We start from the raw sequence: 18111 nt of genomic DNA, 5'->3' as shown, positions 1-18111 counted from the left end.
AAGCCGGATGCGGGAATTGCTTAGCCGATCTGAATAAGGGCAGAACGGGAGCGATGCTCGCCGAAAGAAGAAATGCGCGCCCGCAACTGGGACGCGCAACTGGCGCACATGGAATCTGCAGGTAGTCAGGATCGCCGATCGAGGTGGAGGGACACTAAGCTTGTCCGCTCGATGGCGGTCTTTTGCCAACGCCGGAGAAGCTGCTGGATCAGGCTGCGTTATGCTGAGCGGTCGAGTTATTGTCCTTGAGCCGCATCACAGCGTCGGCCTGGGGTCCTTTTTGGCCCTGAACGATGTCGAATTCAACATCATCGCCTTCTTTCAGGGTTTTGTAACCGTCCAGCTGAATCGCCGAGTAGTGGACGAATACATCCGGGCCGTCTTCACGTCCGATGAATCCGTAGCCCTTGGCGTTGTTGAACCACTTGACCTTACCTTTGTACTGAGCCACAGGCCCCCGCCTTCCTTGCACTTAGAAGTACGCAACGTGTGGACCATGGGTGAGAAGGGGAATCCGCGCCGTTGCTACCTTTGTATGACGTCAAATTGAAGGCAAAGGTTTTTCGATGTTTACGTATCCCTGTTCATAACGTGGGACATTCTTACAGGCTCGTTGAAGCCAAAAAGATCAAGAATTTAGAGCGCACTTCATGAGTTCGGTCAGCGCCATTTCTTCCTGAGCAGCTCGTGATAGAGAAGGACGCAGGTGAGTGTCTTGCCATCGAGGACATGGCCTTTGCGGATCATCCTCATGATTTCCGACAACTTGACCAGGCGGAACTCGATGTCTTCGTCTTCTTCGGGGCGGGCTTGGCCGGGTACCAATCCTTCCGCGAGGAAGACGTTCATGGCTTCGCCAAGGAAGCCGGGGCTGGCGAAGTACTTGACCAGGGGCTTCCATTTTTTGGCTTGGTAGCCGGTTTCCTCTTCAAGCTCACGCTGCGCGCCGAGGAGAGGATCTTCTCCGGGATCAAGGGTGCCGGCCGGCAGCTCCCAGAGGAACTGGGCAGCGGCGTGGCGGTACTGGCGCTCGATGACGATCCAGGGATCCTTTTTGCTCTTGGAGCTGTCGACGGCGAGTATTACGGCGCTTCCGTTGTGGCGAATGACGTCCTTTACGCCCTCTTTACCGTTTGGCTCGACGATCTTGTCCTTCGTCACCCGGAAAATCGGTCCCTTGTAGACGACGTCAGAGCTGACGATCTGGGCCGTCTCTGTCAGCTCCGGTGAGCCCTCAGGGAGGTGCTTCTTCTTGGGGAGCTTGACCGGTTTGGCGGTCTTCGCTGGGGCCTTGGACTGGGACTTGGTTTCGGAGTTGGCAGCCTTCTTGGGCTTTGAGGGCGCTGACTTGGGCATCGGGGGTCGTATCTCCTCGCTTCGCAATCAGTTCGAGTATACGCAGGCGCCGGTTGGCTGCTCCGCGGGTCCGTTGTGGAGCATTCCTGCATCGAAGCGGTGTCGCATGGCATCCTTAGATCAGTCGTTCCGAAGCTCGCGTTGCCAGATTCCCATCGTCTTGAGAGTTGATCCCTTTGCCGACTGCTGAGTGTCATCCCATTACCGTGGCTCCAGGCATGAGCCGGCTGTTTGTGGACTACTGTTCCGGCGAACCCGCAGCACGCCGGTTTTACGGCGACTCCGATCCTGATCGATGGCAGCAACAGGCCCAACTTCCCCCACACCGCACGGCAATCCTCGACATACTGGCTCAGCAGAACCCCGGAGACGCAGGGGCAGCTTCGATTGAGGCGCTTCGGCACGGCGCGGGAGCAGTGCTGACGGGGCAGCAGGTGGGGCTGTTCGGCGGGCCGTTGTTGGTGCCGCTCAAGGCCGCGACGGCTGTGGCGCGCGCGCGACAGGCGACTGGGTCGGGACGGCCGCATGTGGCTATCTTCTGGCTGGCGAGCGAGGACCACGACTTCGCCGAGATCAACAACGTTGAGTTTCCATTCCGCCGTGAGCTGCGGAAGCTGGTGTATGAAGGTGCGCCGGATGCCGCAGTTCCTGTGGGCGGCGTTCTTCTGGACGGGCCGATTGAGCCGCTGCTGGAGCAGGCCGGCGAACTCCTGGGCTGGTCGGACGCGCTGGAGGCGTTGAACCAGGCGTATCAGCCGGGGCGTACGTTTGCGCAGGCGTTTGGAGACTTTTATCGGCGCGCGTTTGCGGCGCAAGGGCTGCTGGTGTTTGACGCGAGCAGCCGCGAGGTTCATGCGCTGGGCGCGCCCGTGCTGCGCGCTGGCATTGAACGAGCCGATGAACTACACGCGGCGCTGGTGGAGCGGGATGCTGCTTTGCAGGCGGCTGGGTATCATGCGCAGGTTGCTGTAGTCCGACAGTCGAGTTTGCTGTTCCTTCTGGACAAGCGGACTGGCGCGCGTGTTGCGCTGAAGCGGACGGCTGCGAGCCAGGCTGAGCCGAACGGGCTTTGGCAGGCTGGACGCGAGCGGCTTTCGACCGCGGATTTGCTGGGGATTCTGGAGTTGGAGCCGGAGCGGATTTCGCCGTCGGCGTTGCTGCGGCCGGTGTTTCAGGACTACCTCTTTTCGACTTCGCTCACGATTGGCGGACCGGCCGAGGTGGCATACTTTGCGCAATCGCAGGTGCTGTTTGAGCGGATACTGGGGCACATGACGCCGGTGCAGCCGCGCTTCTCGGCCACGATTGTGGAGCCGGATATTGCGGAGCTGCTGCGGCGGCACGAGCTTACGCTGGACCGTGTGTTCTCGGAATCGCTAGATGGGCTGACGCAACTGCTGGCAGCGCGGGCGCTTCCGATTGACGGCAAGCGCAAGCTCGCTGCGGCGGGCAATGCTCTGGACGGCGAGTTGAACGCGTTGCTGGAGTGGATGCACGCGATGGATGCGGGCCTGGGCCGCTCGGCTGACACGGCGGCGAGCAAGATGCGCTATCAGATGAACCGGCTGCGGCGGTTGGCGGCGCGGTTCCAGATGCAGAAGGAGGAATCGCTGGCGCGGCATGCGCAGGCGATCGCCAATGCACTCTACCCGGGCGGGCATCTGCAGGAACGGGTGCACGGGGCTGCGTGGTACTACGCGCGGCACGGCTTCGAGCTGTCCGAGATGCTGGTGGAGCACGCCATGGACGCCTGTCCGGGGCATAAGGCGCTGTGGCTCTGAGCTGGATTACTGCCCAAGTAACCTTGCGCCTCAGGCGATTGGCAGACACGGTGCGCACCACTTCAAATTACGAAACTTCCTTATCGGCGGTCAGCCGATTTTTTCACCCCGTTGACGTCTCGATTCTTGAAGGTATTTGATCGATTCGAGTTCGGACTCGATGTACGCCTGGAATGATGGATATCGTCTTGCGCCGGGATTCCAGTTGGCGAAGAACCATGCCTCCCACTCGCCCTCGTCGTTGACCACTTCAGGGTTGAGTAGGACCACCGCGCTATCGCCTTCTTCACTGATTTGCAGACAGGATGACAGGTAGGCCGCTCTGAAACGGACACAGTCATCCGGGTTGGCCAGGTGTTCTTCAGGGGACGTGTCATCGCCGACCTGATACGCCTCGATCCAATCCTGATTGCGAACCCGGAACCACTCGATTTCCTCGACCTTATAGAGCCTGTAGATGAACGGGCCAATGTGGTCGAATCCATTAGTCTCTGCCAGAAATGCCCGGTAGGTGGGCGGCAGCCGCACTCCCAGGCGCTCTTCGGCTAAAGCGATCTCGGTCTCTGTAGCGCCCGGTTCTCCCAGCCAGCTTGCAACGATTTTGTGGTCGGGAATCTCTGCGGCGATTCTACGGTCTGCCAACTGTAAACGGCTGATCTCGGAGAGAAGCTGGCCCAAAGCCGACGATCGGGCAGGTTGGTCGTTGCTTTCAGGCATATCGATTTGGTTGAGGAGGCGGAGCGCAGTTTTGGCATCTTTGGAAACTAGCGGATCGTTGTCTGCGAGCAGGCGCTTCAGCGCTTCAATTCCCGCGGTTTCGTAGTAGTAGCCGAGTCTGTTGGCAAGCGTGGAGCGGACCGCTGGTGATGAGTCGTCGACAACGCGAAGCGCTTCCGCGATTTCCCCCAGTGTGCACAACCCCGAAACTGCATCGCGTCGACGGTTTTTGTCCGGATGCTGAAGTTCCTCATTGAGAAATGCGAGCACGCGGGGATCGCGACCCCACCGCCGAGGGAGATTGATCACATCGCAACTGCGACTTATCTCAGAGTCGGAAGCTCGCGATTGGTTGAGCTTCGCAGACAGGATCTGCTTCCATCGCTCATCCAGAGGCAAAGCCTCGATCTTTTGCTGCGTGAGTGCTCCGCGCAGCGCGGAAAGTTCGGTGGTGAGCAGCACCTCACGCTCCCCAGTCACTGGTGCGAGTTTGTTCAGGATTTCGATCGCGCCGCGTCGGACCTGTGCGTCTTCGAATGGCCTAACCAGGGTCTCGATGGTGGCGGCCGGATTTTGAGCCGCGAGAATTGCCAATGTCCATAGTCGCAGAACGGGATCTTCCGATTCGGAATCGAATACGGGGAAGAAGATTCTCCCCAACTCCCAATGTTCGACTTCATGCGCGAGCTTTACCGCAGCGTCCTTGCGGATATCGAGAGGCTGGGTCTTATCAAGTAGAAGGGCGTTGAAATCAGCCATAGGAATCGAAGCGGCCTTTGATAGATGGATTATGATACCGCATCCCTTGCGCCAGGGGATGCAATGCACGCGTAAATGGTGGGAACCACGAGGGAAGCGGAGCGGCGGCGGGCGTTGCGGAAACTGCATTGAAAACCAACTGCGCTATGGGAGGCGGCATCCATTCCTCGTGTGAAATCGCGCCACAATGACTGGCGCTAAGTGCGAGTTAGCGAGTTATCTAGAGAACGCCTATTGCGAGGTATAGAAAATGACTACCGGGAAACTTAGATTGACGATTGCTCTTCTGACTGGGACCGCATGCGCTGCATTGCAGGCGCAGGAAAGCAACCCTGTTCAGCAGCAGCAGGACCAGACGCAGGGGGCCCAGGCGCAGCAGCCGGTTCCGCAGATCAACGGAGGCGAGCCGCTTTACCGAATCCAGGTGGTGGCGCGCGATATTCCGGCCGTCAACTATTTTCATCGCAGCGGCGCGACGCACATCGGATTCGAAGGTACGCAACTGATGCCGGAAGCGAAGGGCACCGCAAAGGTGGATGCCCATGCTGGGCGGACCTCGATTGATCTGGAGTTGGAAGGGCTCAGTCCGGCGAATGGGTTTGGCGCGGAGTATCTGACGTATGTGCTGTGGGCGATTACGCCGGAGGGGCGGCCGGTGAATCTGGGTGAGGTGCTTCCGTCAGGCGGCAAGGGCAAGCTGGAGATGCAGGTGACAACGAATCTGCAGGCGTTCGGGCTGATTGTGACGGCGGAGCCTTACTTCGCGGTGACTATGCCGAGCGACCTGGTGGTGATGCAGAATGTGGTGGAGAAGCGCACTACGGGCGTGGTTGAGAGCGTGGTGGCGCACTATTCCTTGATGCCGCGCGGAGCTTATGCACAGACGGCCGGGCGTAAGAGCGTGCTGAAGCCGATTGGGCGCAATGGGCGCTCGCCGCTGGAGATCTATGAGGCGGAGAATGCCGTGCAGATTGCGGAGGCAGGCGGCGCTGACAAGTATGCTGCGGACTCCATAGCGACGGCGAAGACCGCGCTGGAGAATGCGGAACAGGGCGACCTGCACAAGAGGGAACGCAAAGAGACGATCACGTATGCGCGTGAGGCTGTGCAGGCCGCAGAAGACGCGCGCATCATCACCATTCGCAAGATCAAGGAAGAGGACGAAGCGGCGCAGGCCAAGGCGCGTGAGGACGCGGAGCGCGCGGCAAAGGACGCACAGGCACAGCAGCAGCAGGAAGCCGCCCAGCGTGCGCAGGCTGAAGCAGCGGCGCAGGAAGCCAAGGCTCGCGAAGAGGCTGCGCGCGCGGCTCGCGAAAAGGCAGAGGCCGATGCTGCGCAGGCCGCAGCGCAAGCCCAGGCCGCGCAGCAGCAGGCGCAGGCAGCACAGCAACAGGCAAACGCTGCGCAGCAGCAGGAGCAGCAGATGCGCGAGCGCCTGAAGCAGCAGTTAAATCAGGTGCTGCAGACGCAGGAGACGGCGCGCGGATTGATCGTGAGCATGCCGGATGTGCTGTTTGACTTCAACAAGTACACGCTCAAGTCGGAAGCGCGCGAGAAGCTGGCGAAGGTATCCGGCATTCTGCTGGCGTATCCCGATTTGAAGGTGCAGGTGGAGGGATATACCGACAGCATCGGATCGGATGAGTACAACCTCAAGCTCAGTGATCAGCGTGCCGATTCGGTGCGCGACTATCTTGTACAGCAGAGCGTGCCGGATGCGAACGTGACGGCGCAGGGTTATGGCAAGTCGCATCCGGTGGCGGATAACGCGACGTCGTCGGGCCGCGCGCAGAATCGCCGCGTGCAGCTTGTGGTTTCGGGGCAGTCGATTGGCGTGCAGGAGAGCCAGCCGGGGCAGACGGGCGATGCTTCGCAGCCGGGACAGGGCGTGCAGACACAGAGCACGGCGCGTCCGACGCAGCAGTAGAAATCGATCAGAGGAAGGAAGCGAGGCCGCTCTTCGGGGCGGCTTTTCTTTTTGCTGCTATTCGCCGGGGAAGCGGACGCCGAGTGAGGTGCGCGCCTGTTCGAGGAGCTGCGCCATGCCGAGCGAGAGGGCATGCGTGATCTCGGGACTTTCGCATTTGCCCTGGCGGATCAGCTCGCAGAAGTGCTCGGTCTCGTAGTTGAAGCCACCGTGAGTGAATGGCTCCTCGAGCGTGACGGTGCGGTTGTCGGTGTAGTGGATGGTGGCGCGCGTGGGGTTCCACCAGTTGGCGTGAAGAAGGACGTAGCCGAGCGGTCCGCAGAGCAGGGCATCGCCGCGGCTGAGCAGGTCGAGTCCGGTGTGAAGCTGCGCCATGCCGCGCTCGTGCTCGGTCTGGAAGATGGCGAAGTTATCGACGCCGGCGGGACTGAGGCGACCCATGGTCTGCATGCGCTTGAGTGGGCCGAGCCAGTCGAGCGCGAGGAAGGCTTCATAAGGGCCGATGCCGAGGATTCCGCCGCCGCCGAGCTCGGGGAAGTTAAGCGGGTAGTCGGGCGCGATAGTTGAGTCGCAATGGCCGGCGCGGACAAAGCCGACCTGGCCGATGGGATCGTGCTGAAGATGCTCGCGCAGCTTGCGGTAGAGCGGGAAGAAGGGCGGCTTCATGGCTTCCATGAAGAGGCGATCATGCCGCCGCGCGGCGGAGAGAACGTCTTCGAGTTGCCGGACATTCAGCGTGGCGGGCTTTTCGCAGAGGACGTGCTTGCCGGCGGCGAGGGCCTGGATGGAGAGACCGGCGTGCGTGTCAGGGTGCGTGGCGATGTAGACGGCATCGATGCTGGAGGCGAGCAGGTCGGCGACGGTTGCAGCGGACCTTGGAACGGAGAAGCGCTGTGCGAACTGAGCGGTGCGCTCGGGGTTTCGGCCCCAGACTGCTGCGAGTTCAGAGCCGGGTACGGCGGCAAGCCCCTGCGCGAAGCGGGCCGCGGCGCGGCCCGGTCCAACGATGCCGAAACGGATCATCGCAGCAGGTCTTCAAGGGTGGTGCTGAGGTTGGTTTTGTCGTCGCGATATTTGACGATGACGGGGCAGTAGAGGCTGAGGCCCCACTCTTGGCCTTTGCCTTTGGTGACGGCGCGGGAGCCGGGGACTACGACGGCATCCTGCGGGATGATGAGCGGGGTTTCGTCGGAGGCTCGGAGGACGGCGCCATTCACGAGGTCGTAGACCGGAGTGCCGCGCGTGAGGATTGTTCCGGCCGCGAGTACCGCACCGGAGCGAACGAGCGTGCCCTCGTAGACGCCGCAGTTGCCGCCGATGAGCACATCGTCTTCGATGATGACGGGGCTGGCGTTTACCGGCTCGAGGACACCGCCGATCTGGGCGGCGGCGCTGATGTGCACGCGCTTGCCTATCTGGGCGCAGGAGCCGACGAGCGCGTGAGAGTCGACCATGGTGCCTTCATCGACATAGGCGCCCGCGTTGATGTACATGGGCGGCATGCAGACGACGCCGCGGGCGACGAAGGCGCCGGCGCGGACGGAAGAGCCGCCGGGGACGACGCGCACTCCGTCACTGCTGGTGAAATGCCGCACCGGATAGGTGCTTTTGTCGACGAAGTAGAGGCCGGAGCCCGAGAAGTCTTCGAGGATGCCGAGGCGGAAGCCCAGAAGGATGCCCTGCTTGACCCAGACATTGACCGTCCAACCGGTGGAACTGGCGGAGTCGGGCGATGCGGAGCGGATATCGCCGCGCTCAAGGCTGCTGCGGAATTCGCTGAAGACGGTGCGCGCTGAGGGATCGCTGATGGCGCCGGGACCGGCGGCGAAGGCACGTTCGACGGCCTGCTGAAGTTGTGCTGTGTTCATTCCTTGTTGAGGATATCAACCCGGAGCGGCGCAGGCGGGAATCGAAAAGCGAAACGTTTACATGCTACAAAAAGCAACGCCGGAAGTGATGGCGATTAAATCAGCGCGTCACTTCCGGCGTAGATGCAGGGAGCAGAGGCTCTCAGGCGGCGGTGCGATTGGCAACTTTGCCGCGCTGGAGACTGACTGCGGATACAGGTTGCAAGCGGAAAGCGTTCTCGCCCGCCGGAATCATTGCCAGCGGTACGGGAGTGCGGTTGCGACTCGCATGCATGTGCTTGGTTTCGAGCCACGCGCACAAACGCGGGTCGTAAATTTCAGGCTGGCCCTGCCAGAAATCAGGAGCCAGTCCACACTGGATCCGAAGATGATCCAACTGCAATTCGATAGTCGAGACGGTCTTGGGGAAGTAACGCCGGACGTTATCGCTGCCGACGTGGATCCCGGAGAGACCCTGACCTTTGCTCTGCGCTTTTACCACCATATACACCTGCTCTTCATCCTGAATGAAATCAGTTAAGGGAGATACACCGCGAAGGCCGCATCACAACGACGAGAGTCCGTTGCCGTGCAATCACAACTTGAGACTTGCGTGACCGGAAGGCCAGATATGGGGAAAGCGGCGCAGCCGCAGCTTAGACCCAAAGACTGAAACATTCAGGTTGATTCAGCTTGTTAACCTGCTCAAGAGTTGATGCGATCATCTTTCACAGAGTTGCTTTCGGCTCTGGAATTGATGGAATACCCGAAACTTCGTGGCCCTGGGAGCAAAATCGGGTGAACCCGGATAAAACTTGAGGGATGCCAGCCTTCTTTGTGCGGTTGTCCAACTCTGATGGAATTATTGTGCTCTAAGAGAAGCTAACTGACATTAACAATCTATCAAGAAATCAATAACTTGGCAACCTTCGAGCTAAGTTGACCAGTAAATCGTTTATTCGCGCGGACCACATTGTGAAGCCCTCATGAGGACCGCATAAGTATTCGGAAGCGGACTCCTTCGTGGCGCGGCCTCGATTTGTGTCCTAAGAATGTTGCACGGATGTAACGGTGAGGGGCGCGGGCGCCTTGATCAGGAGCCGATCGAGAGGCGCCTCGGCGAGGACCCGGGAGATGGTTTGTGCAGCGGTGCCATTGCCGTAAGGGTTCTGCATTCCGGCCAGTGAGTTGCGGTACTCGACGCTCAGGGCGCGATGGAGCGCCTGATCAATGTGCGCGGCCTCCGCAGGTGCGTCGATGATGTTGGGGGCACGTTCGCGGCCCTGCTGGCGCATGCCGACATTGATCACCGGCAGAGCGAACGAAGCGGCTTCCATGATGCCGCTGGACGAGTTGCCGATCATTGCGTCGACCTGGGCGAGAAGGCTCCAGTAAGTTACGGCATCGAGATTCACGAATACGTGTGTCGCAGCGCGGACGGAGGCGAGCTCCTGTGTGCGCTGGATGAGCGCGTGACCGCCCGCGTCGGAGTTGGGATAGACGAAGATAAGTTGCCCATCGTACTTAGCGAGAGCGGTGAAGAGCGCATCGGCCTCGGTGTTGGTGTCGTTATGAATTGTGACCGGATGCCAGGCGGCGAGAACGCATGGGTGCGCGAGGCTGAGGCCGAGGCGTGCTTCGAGTGCGGAACGATCGAGCAGGGGCGAACGATGCAGGTGATCGATGGAGGGGGCACCGGCGTGATGAACGCGCCACGGTTCCTCACCCATGGAGATCACGCGAAGGCGAGCCGTCGGCGTGGATGTGAAGTGGATGTGGGCGAGCTTGGTAAGCGCGTTGCGTACGGCATCGTCGATTGCGCCCTGGCTCACCTCGCCGCCTTCGATGTGAGCCATGGGAATGCGCATGGCGAGTGCGGCGGAGGCGGGCGCGAGCATCTCGTACCGGTCGGCGATGAGGAGGAGTATGTCTGGCCGCCAGGCGGTCAAGGCGTCGGCCAGGCCGAGCATGGCGATGCCGATGGTCTTGGCCATACCGGTATCGGTGTCGGAGCCGAGCAGGCATTCGATGCGGGCCTGGATGGGAAATCCGTCGCGTTCGATCTCCTGAACCGTGGAGCCGAAGGCGGGGGAGAGGTGCGCGCCGAGCACGAAGAGGCCGAGTTCTACGTCAGGCCGGGCGGCGAGCTCGCGAAGAGGCCAATAGAGATGACTGTAGTCGGCGCGCGAGGTGGTAATCACACCGATGCGGCGGCGCGAGGTGGCCGGACTCATGATGCAACTCTGTGGTTCACATATCAGAGTATAAAACCGGCTGGATTTTCGATCGGACGGATGCGACGGCAATGCGAACGAGCCAGGGGTTCATTGCCTCGAATACACTGAAAAGTTCCAGAAATTGCGAATCTGTTTGGGGTCGTGGTGGACAAGAAGCTGATGGATGGGTCGAAGCTTGTGGTTTTGGCGGTTCTGACTGTGGCCGCGGTTCGGGTTCACGGCGAGCCGGGCGCCAGGGATGCGGCCGTGCGGCTGAACAATCGCGGCGTGGCGCAGATGGGGCAGCAGTTTACGGAGAAGGCCGCCGATAGCTTTGCCGAAGCAATGAAGGCAGATCCGAAGATGGCGCAGGCGGCGATCAACGAGGGCATCGCGCTGATGACCCTGCAGAAGCTGGACGCCGCAAAAGACGTGTTGCAGAAGGCGATCGCGCTGGACCCGAAGAGTCCGCAGGCCTGGTACAACCTGGGCCTTGCGCAGCACGCCGGCAATGAGCTTGATGCGGCGCTGAAGAGCTTCCAGGAGGCGGTGAAGCTGGACTCGCGGGATGTCGACTCGTATTACTTCGAAGGCGTTTGCTACGCCGAGCTGAAGGAGTTCGACAAGGCAATTGCGACGTTCAAGCAGGCACTGGAGATCAATCCCATGCATGCTTCCGCGGAGTTCGCGCTGGCGCGTGCGCTGCAGCGGAGTGGGAATACGCAGGATGCGCGGGAGCACTTCAAGACGTTCCAGCATTTGACGAGCACGAAGGTATCAGCGGCGATCGGCCTGGCGTATGGAGAGCAGGGAAGGTATTCGACGGTGACGCCAATCGAGGAGCACGAGGCGAAGCCGAAGGGGATGATTCCGGTGAAGCTGGTGGCGGAGCCGCTATCATCTCAACGTGATACGGGCGGGGCCTGCATGCTCGACGTGACCGGGGCGGGGCAGATGGACCTGGTGGTGATGCAGTCGGGCGAGCAGGCGATTGGAGTTCTGCATCGCACGGCGGATGGGAAGTTCGAGAGTGTGGATGCCGCAGCTGCAGGACTGAAGGCGAGCGGGCGTGCGGTGGCTTGCGCAGTTGGCGATTATGACGCGGATGGATCGAATGACCTGGCGGTGGTGCTGGATGATTCGGTGCGGCTGTTCCGGAATCTGGGCAAGGGCAAGTTTCAGGATGTGACGGCGGATGCGGGGCTGAAGGCGCTGAATAAGCCTTCGGGGATTACGTTCCTCGACTTCGACCACGACGGCGATCTGGATCTGTTCGTGACGGGCTCTGCTGCAACGGGTGGGACGCAGAACGTGTTGTGGCGGAATAACGGCAACAAGACGTTTACCGAGTGGACGGAGCCGACAGGGCTGGGCGGAAGCAGCAGGACGGCCGCGGCGATTCTGACGGATTTCAACAACGATCGTGCGGTGGATATTGCGGTGACGGGAGATGGCGCTGCGCCGATGCTCTTTGTGAATCCGCGCGAGGGGAAGTATCCGACTCAGGCTTTGTATGAAGAGAAGCTGCCTGCGACGGAAGGTATCGCCGTGCTGGACTTTAATAAAGACGGCTGGATGGACATCGCTGTGACGCACTCCGGAGCGCCGGGCGTGACGCTGTGGCGCAACGTGGAAGGGCCGAAGGGCCTGGGACGGCGGTTTGAGCGCGTGGAACTGCCCCTGAAAGATGCAGTGCGGGGGTGGGGCGTCACTCCATTTGATATCGACAACGATGGTTGGATCGATCTGGCTGTCGTGGTGGAGACAAGTGCGGGGCCCCAGGTGCGTGTGCTGCGTAATCGCGGCGATGGCACGTTTGAAGATGTGAGCAAGACGCTGGGCCTTGATGCGGTGAAGCTGACCGCGCCGCGCGGATTGATCGCCGGGGACGTGGATGGCGATGGTGCCGCGGACGTGATTGTCACCCAGGAGAACGCTGCGCCGGTGCTGCTGCGCAATGTGGGTGGAAATAAGAATCATTCGGTGCGGCTGGATCTGAGCGGCTACGCGGATAACAAGACGGCGATCGGCGCGAAGGTGGAGATCTTCGCCAACGGGCACTGGCAGAAGTGGGAGCTGGCGGGCGCGGTGGGATACCAGACACAATCGGCGCCGCAGATCCTGGTGGGCTTGGGCGATGCGGAGCAGGTGGAGTTGCTGCGCATTCTGTGGCCGACGGGCGTGCTGCAGGACGAGATCGATCTGCCCGAGGGGCCGGTGATCGCGATGAAGGAAGCGGACCGTCGCGGCAGCTCGTGCCCTGTGCTGTTTGCATGGGATGGGCACAAGTACAAGCTGGTGACGGATGTGATTGGCGCAGGAGTGGTGGGGCATTGGTTTACGCCGACGCGGAGAAACATTCCGAATCCGGGTGAGTGGATCAAGGTTGATGGCAAGCAGCTCGCGAGCATCGATGGCAAGCTGAGCGTGCGCTTCATCGAGCCGATGGAAGAGGTTAACTACATCGATCAGTTGCGGCTGGTAGCGGTGGATCATCCGGCGAATGTCGAGGTGAACCCGGATGAGAAGTTCCTCGATGATCCGCCGTTCGCTTCGGGCAAGGTGGTTGCATCAGAGGATGCGCGTCTGCCCGCGGGCGCATGGGATGGTGAAGGACGCGATGTGCTGGATGTGCTGAGCCGGCGCGATCACAGCTTCGCCAGCGGATTCACGGCGACTCCGTATGACGGGTTTGCGAATATGCACGCGCTGACGCTGAACCTGGGGGACGTGAAGGCGGGCGGGCCCCTGCGGCTGCTGATGACGGGCTATGTGAATTACTTCAGCGCGACTTCGCTGTACGGTGCATGGCAGGCGGGGATCAAGCCTGTGTCGCCGTACGCGGAGGCGCAGATGCCGGATGGAACATGGCAGCGGATCACGCCGGGCGAGGCGGGATTCCCGGCTGGGCTGGAGCGCACGATTGTGATCGACCTGACGGGCAAGGTTCCGGCGGGGGCGCAAAAGATTCGCCTGATGACGAATCTCGAAATCTACTGGGACCAGGTGCTCATCGATCAGAGCCAGCACGCGCAGGCGCGAACGACTGAAGTGCCGGTGAGTACGGCTACGCTGCACTTCCGTGGCTATCCGAAGCAGATTGATGGAGCGAGCCCGGGCGATCTGGATTATGACTACGATCGCGTGAGCCTGACAGGGCCGTTCCAGCACCAGCGCGGCAACTACACGCGCTTCGGCGACGTGACGGAACTGGTGAAGGGCATCGATGATCGATACGTGATCTTCGGAAGCGGCGAGGAGATCGCCGCGCGGTTCGATGAAGCGAAGCTGCCTGTGCTGCCGAGGGGTTGGAAGCGCGACTACTTCTTCTATGCGAATGGATTTGTGAAGGACATGGACTGGTGGGATGCTTCGCCGTTCACGGTTTCGCAAATGCCGTTCCATGGAATGAGCAAGTATCCCTATCCGGCGAGCGAGTCGTTCCCGGATGAGAATGGCGCGCTGAGCTACCAGTTGAACTGGAATGACCGCTTCGATTCGGGAGAGCCGGTGCGTTCGTACCGGTTCGACTATCGCGACCTGGTATCGACGCCGCAGGAGGACTCGAGCACCAAGCGTGGGGCCGCACGTCAATGAATGAACTGGTGTTGCTGCCTGCTGTCCGGCAGCTCGAGTTGTCGCGCGCCGGTGAAGTGAGCATTGCGGAACTGGCCGAGGCGCACATCGCGCAGATCGAGCGGCTGGAGCCGCAAATCAACGCGTTCGCGGATTTCGATGCAGAGCGAGTGAGGGCACAGGCGCGTGCGATGGATGTCGCGAGGGAACCGCGAGGGCCGCTGCACGGGCTGCCGGTAACGGTGAAATCGTCGATTGCGACTGCGGGGTATCGATGCGAGATCGGGAGCGTGCTGAACAGGGGCGATGTGCCGCGCGAGGATGCCGAGGTTGTGCGGCGGCTGCGCGCGGCGGGAGCGCTGATTCTCGGCACGACGAACTGTCCGGAATTTCTGATGGCCTATGAGACGGACAACCTGCTGCATGGGCAGACGCGGAATCCGTGGGACCTGGAGCGCTCGCCCGGTGGATCGAGCGGTGGCGAGTCGGCGGCGATTGCGGCGGGTATGTCGGCGGCTGGTTTGGGATCGGACAGCGGCGGCTCCGTGCGTGTGCCGGCGCATTTCACGGGAATATGTTCGCTGAAACCGACTCCGGGACGCGTGCCGGGACGCGGGCATCTGCCGCCGTGCGTGGGGCCGTTTGCGATCCTAGGGGCGATTGGGCCGATGGCGCGAACGATTGAGGATGTATCGCTGATCTTTCGCACGCTTGCAGGGCAGGATGCGGACGATCCGGTGAGTCCGCCACAGGTTCTGCGTACGCACACAATCGATGAGCTGCGATCGCACAAGATCGGATTCTTTGAGGATGACGGGTTGGCGCCGGTGACGGCGGAGACGCGGGCCGCGGTGCAGTCGGCTGCACTGGCCTTGCGTGAGGCGGGTTTCAACGTGGAGCCGTTCCGGCCGCGCACGCTGGAGCAGTTGCGGAAGTTGTGGTGGACGTTCTTTGTGCAGTGCGGCGCGATGTTCTATGAGCCGGCGATCCGCGGGCGTCGCGAACAGCTCAGTCCAATTTTCCGCGAGTTTCTCGGATTCGCCGAGGACGCGGGGCCGCTGAGTGTAGCCGACCTGTTGAATGCATGGGCGGAACTCGATGTGCTGCGCGCGAAGACGCTGGAGGAGATGCGCGAGTATCCGGTGCTGCTGTGCCCGGCGGCGAGTGTGCCGGCATTCAAGCATGGCGAGCGCGCCTGGATGGTCGATGGGCAGCGCGTGGAGTACCTGGATGCGTGGCGTTACACGCAGTGGTTCAACGCGCTCGCTGCGCCGGCTGCAATTATGCCTGTTGGCAAATCAGCAGAAGCATTGCCGATCGGTGTGCAGATTGCGGCGAGGCCGTTCGAAGACGAGGTCGCGCTGGGCGTGGCGGCAGTCGTCGACGCTGCCTTCGGCTATTGCGCACCGCCGACGGCGCGAGGATGATGCGCTCGCTGCGACAAGGCAGACACTCCGAAGATTGGACGAGGGAAGAGTGCGGAGGATAGCGCTTCGAGGACATTACTAGACACTTTCGTCTGCGTATCGGTCAAGTTCATTCGTCACAGACAATCGTTCATTTCGCACGTAGAACCGGAGAGGCTGGTGCGCCCGTAAGTGGCTCACAAAGCTCAATCTTTGGGTGGAGGCGCGGACTCTCTGAACGGAGTAGGCTGAGCTTTCTTCCCCGGAATGGAGCCGGACGTGCGGGTCAGTTGGCACGAGCAGTTTTCCGAGTCCCCGGATGTTTTGAAGAGCACGCGGCGTGAACAGACAGTAGTGCCGGTGCTGGATGTAGAGATAGGCGGGAACGAATTCATCACCATGGCTGGGCCGTGCTCGGTTGAGACGGAGTTCCAGCTCATGGCAACCGCCAACCATATCCGCCGCGCGGGCGCGCGCATCCTTCGTGGAGGCGCATTCAAGCCGCGCAGTTCTCCTTATGCATTTCAAGGATTGGGCCTGGCCGGCCTGAAGATGCTCGCCCGTGCGCGCGAGGAGAGCGGGCTCGCGATTGTCACCGAAGTGATGAGTGAGTGCGATGTGCCGATGGTCTCCGAGTATGCGGACATTCTGCAGATCGGCACGCGCAACATGGAGAACTATGCGCTTCTCGAGGCGGCTGCGAGGTCGGGCCGGCCGATTCTGCTGAAGCGCGGCATGGTGGCGACAATTGCGGATTTTCTTCGCGCCGCGCAACTCATTCTCGACAATGGAAACCCGAACGTGATCCTGTGCGAGCGCGGCATTCGCACCTTTGAAACGGCTATGCGCAACACGTTCGATGTTGCGGCCATCGCGTTGCTCAAGCAAATTTCGCATCTGCCGGTGATTGCGGACCCGAGCCATGCAGCGGGCGTTCGCGATCTGGTGGCGCCGCTGTCGCGCGTTGCAGTTGCGGCGGGCGCGGACGGCGTGATCGTCGAGGTGCATCCCAACCCCGACAAGGCGTGGAGCGATGCGGACCAGACGCTGAGCTTTGCCGAGTTCGACCAGATGATGGAGTCGCTCGAGCCCTATATCGCCCTGCGGCCGATGCGTATGCCGGCTCATGAGAGTGAGCGCACGCGCGTGATGGAGGCCGTGGGATGAGGCTGTTGTACGGGCTGCTGGCGGCCTCTGTTGCGGGCGCGGTTGTGCTGGGGATTTGCGGATTCGCGGGACAGGCTGCGCGAAGCGCGGATGCGCCGGTGATTGCGACTGCTTCTTCGACATACGACGCGACGGCTGCACTGCGCGGCGAGGAGCGATTTGCGCGCGGGGCGCAGTTGTTGCTGGTGAAAAAGGGAAAGGCTGAGCCATTGGTGGAGGGATTCGCCGCCAGCGCAGATGCGGATGTTTCGTTCGACGCGAAGAGAGTGCTGTTCGCAGGAAAGAAGAATGCGAGCGAGCCGTGGTCGATTTGGGAGCTGACGCTGGCAGATCATTCGCTGCGGAAGGTGATTGGCGGCGAAGCGGATGCAATTCGGCCGCTGTATCTACCGGATGAACGCCTGATTTATGCGCAGCGAACCGCGCAGGGATTCCAGCTGGAGACAGCGCAAGTGAATGGATCCGATCCGCTGCAGTTGACGCACATCAACGCGAGCGCGGTTCCGACAGACGTTCTTGCCGATGGGCGCATTCTTTTCGAATCGATGTATCCGCTGGGAGAAGGGAAGACGCCGGAGCTTTATCTGGTGTACGCGGATGGCTCAGGCGTTGAGTCGTACCGCTGCGATCACGGAGCGGCGCGCTGGGGCGGAAGGCAACTTGCATCCGGCGACGTGGTGTTCACGCATGGCGACGGGCTGGCGCGGTTCACGTCCCCATTGGCGGCAGAGGCCGCGATCCATGCGCCGAAGGCGCAATACGGCGGCGATGTAGCGGAGGTCGGAGCTAGCCAGTGGCTGGTGAGTGCGCGGGCGGGCGATGAGGCGCATGCATCGCTGAACCTGTGGAAGACGGGTGCGCAGTCGCTGCAGCAATTCTTTGTTCAGCGTGATGAGGAACTGGTTGAGCCGGTGCTCGTGCGGGAAAGAGAGCGGCCGCACCGGCACCCCTCCGGGCTGCACGAGTGGAATTCCGGCAATTTGCTGGCGCTGAATGCGCGTGAATCGCGCGAAGGTGATTTGAAGGCGTTGCCGGTAAGCGTGCGTGTCGATTCACTTGATGTAAACGGAAACACGGTCGCGCTTGGTACGGCGCCGGTGGAAGCGGACGGCTCGTTCTTCGTGAAGACGCCGGCAGACCGGGCGATCCGGTTCGCGCTGCTGGATGAAAAGGGAACGGTCTTACGGCAGGAGCATGGCTGGTTCTGGGTTCGCAAGGGCGAACAGCGCATTTGCGTAGGTTGCCACACGGGTCCGGAACGGGCCGCGGAGAATCGCGTGCCGGCAGTCCTGTTGAGAACGACCACGCCCGTGAATCTGACAGGCGTGGCGCAACAGACCGCGGTGGAGGGCCATTGAG

The 18111-nt window shown here is 61.4% G+C and carries 13 protein-coding genes; 6 read left to right on the top strand and 7 right to left on the bottom strand.

The features are described from left to right. Positions 1 to 208 precede the first annotated feature (208 nt). Together MOP44_RS24990 and MOP44_RS24985 are read right to left on the bottom strand one after the other, a co-directional pair. Positions 209 to 451 carry a cold shock domain-containing protein gene (locus MOP44_RS24990; RefSeq protein ID WP_260793221.1) on the bottom strand — a complete coding sequence of 81 codons (243 nt, stop codon included), beginning with the start codon at positions 449 to 451 and terminating at the stop codon, positions 209 to 211. A gap of 209 nt (positions 452 to 660) precedes the next feature. After that, positions 661 to 1356 carry an NUDIX hydrolase gene (locus MOP44_RS24985; RefSeq protein ID WP_260793219.1) on the bottom strand — a complete coding sequence of 232 codons (696 nt, stop codon included), beginning with the start codon at positions 1354 to 1356 and terminating at the stop codon, positions 661 to 663. 206 nt (positions 1357 to 1562) lie between these two features. Between MOP44_RS24985 and bshC the strand changes: the two genes are divergently transcribed. After that, positions 1563 to 3137: a bacillithiol biosynthesis cysteine-adding enzyme BshC gene (gene bshC / locus MOP44_RS24980; RefSeq protein ID WP_260793218.1), complete on the top strand. Its 1575-nt coding sequence runs from the start codon at positions 1563 to 1565 to the stop codon at positions 3135 to 3137. 90 nt (positions 3138 to 3227) lie between these two features. Here the strand turns inward: bshC and MOP44_RS24975 are convergent, their stop codons facing one another. Beyond that, entirely contained in the window at positions 3228 to 4613 is a 1386-nt protein-coding gene (locus MOP44_RS24975) for an SMI1/KNR4 family protein (RefSeq protein ID WP_260793216.1), read from the bottom strand. 271 nt (positions 4614 to 4884) lie between these two features. On the opposite strand from MOP44_RS24975, the gene MOP44_RS27915 reads away from it, so the two are divergent. After that, on the top strand, positions 4885 to 6540 hold the full coding sequence (locus MOP44_RS27915) for an OmpA family protein (RefSeq protein ID WP_313901033.1): 1656 nt from the start codon (positions 4885 to 4887) through the stop codon (positions 6538 to 6540). A 57-nt stretch (positions 6541 to 6597) separates the two neighbouring features. On the opposite strand, the gene MOP44_RS24965 is transcribed toward MOP44_RS27915, so the two are convergent. From MOP44_RS24965 to neuC, 4 genes are all read right to left on the bottom strand, one after another. Continuing rightward, complete coding sequence (locus tag MOP44_RS24965; protein WP_260793215.1) at positions 6598 to 7563, bottom strand: Gfo/Idh/MocA family protein; 966 nt, start codon at positions 7561 to 7563, stop codon at positions 6598 to 6600. After that, positions 7560 to 8408, bottom strand: coding sequence for a 2,3,4,5-tetrahydropyridine-2,6-dicarboxylate N-succinyltransferase (locus MOP44_RS24960; RefSeq protein WP_260793214.1), 849 nt, complete (start codon positions 8406 to 8408; stop codon positions 7560 to 7562). Before MOP44_RS24960 ends, MOP44_RS24965 begins: the two co-directional genes overlap by 4 nt. A gap of 142 nt (positions 8409 to 8550) precedes the next feature. Then, entirely contained in the window at positions 8551 to 8892 is a 342-nt protein-coding gene (locus MOP44_RS24955; protein WP_260793212.1) for a hypothetical protein, read from the bottom strand. Positions 8893 to 9433: 541 nt separating this feature from the next. Further along, complete coding sequence (neuC, locus tag MOP44_RS24950) at positions 9434 to 10621, bottom strand: UDP-N-acetylglucosamine 2-epimerase (RefSeq protein WP_260793211.1); 1188 nt, start codon at positions 10619 to 10621, stop codon at positions 9434 to 9436. Positions 10622 to 10765: 144 nt separating this feature from the next. Between neuC and MOP44_RS24945 the strand changes: the two genes are divergently transcribed. The 4 genes from MOP44_RS24945 to MOP44_RS24930 all read left to right on the top strand — a co-directional run bounded on the left by MOP44_RS24945 (position 10766) and on the right by MOP44_RS24930 (position 18110). Then, entirely contained in the window at positions 10766 to 14200 is a 3435-nt protein-coding gene (locus tag MOP44_RS24945; RefSeq protein ID WP_260793209.1) for an FG-GAP-like repeat-containing protein, read from the top strand. Next, on the top strand, positions 14197 to 15606 hold the full coding sequence (locus MOP44_RS24940; protein ID WP_260793207.1) for an amidase: 1410 nt from the start codon (positions 14197 to 14199) through the stop codon (positions 15604 to 15606). The genes MOP44_RS24945 and MOP44_RS24940 overlap by 4 nt, the downstream gene beginning before the upstream one ends. A 258-nt stretch (positions 15607 to 15864) precedes the next feature. Then, positions 15865 to 16752, top strand: a complete 888-nt coding sequence (aroF, locus tag MOP44_RS24935; protein WP_260793205.1) for a 3-deoxy-7-phosphoheptulonate synthase — start codon at positions 15865 to 15867, stop codon at positions 16750 to 16752. Continuing rightward, positions 16749 to 18110, top strand: coding sequence for an HzsA-related protein (locus tag MOP44_RS24930; protein ID WP_260793204.1), 1362 nt, complete (start codon positions 16749 to 16751; stop codon positions 18108 to 18110). Before aroF ends, MOP44_RS24930 begins: the two co-directional genes overlap by 4 nt. Position 18111: the final 1 nt, after the last annotated feature.

Source organism: Occallatibacter riparius, assembly GCF_025264625.1.
Classification (GTDB): Bacteria; Acidobacteriota; Terriglobia; order Terriglobales; family Acidobacteriaceae; genus Telmatobacter; species Telmatobacter riparius.
The sequence above is the reverse complement of the archived record's forward strand: the minus strand, read 5'-3'. Positions and strand labels throughout refer to the sequence as shown.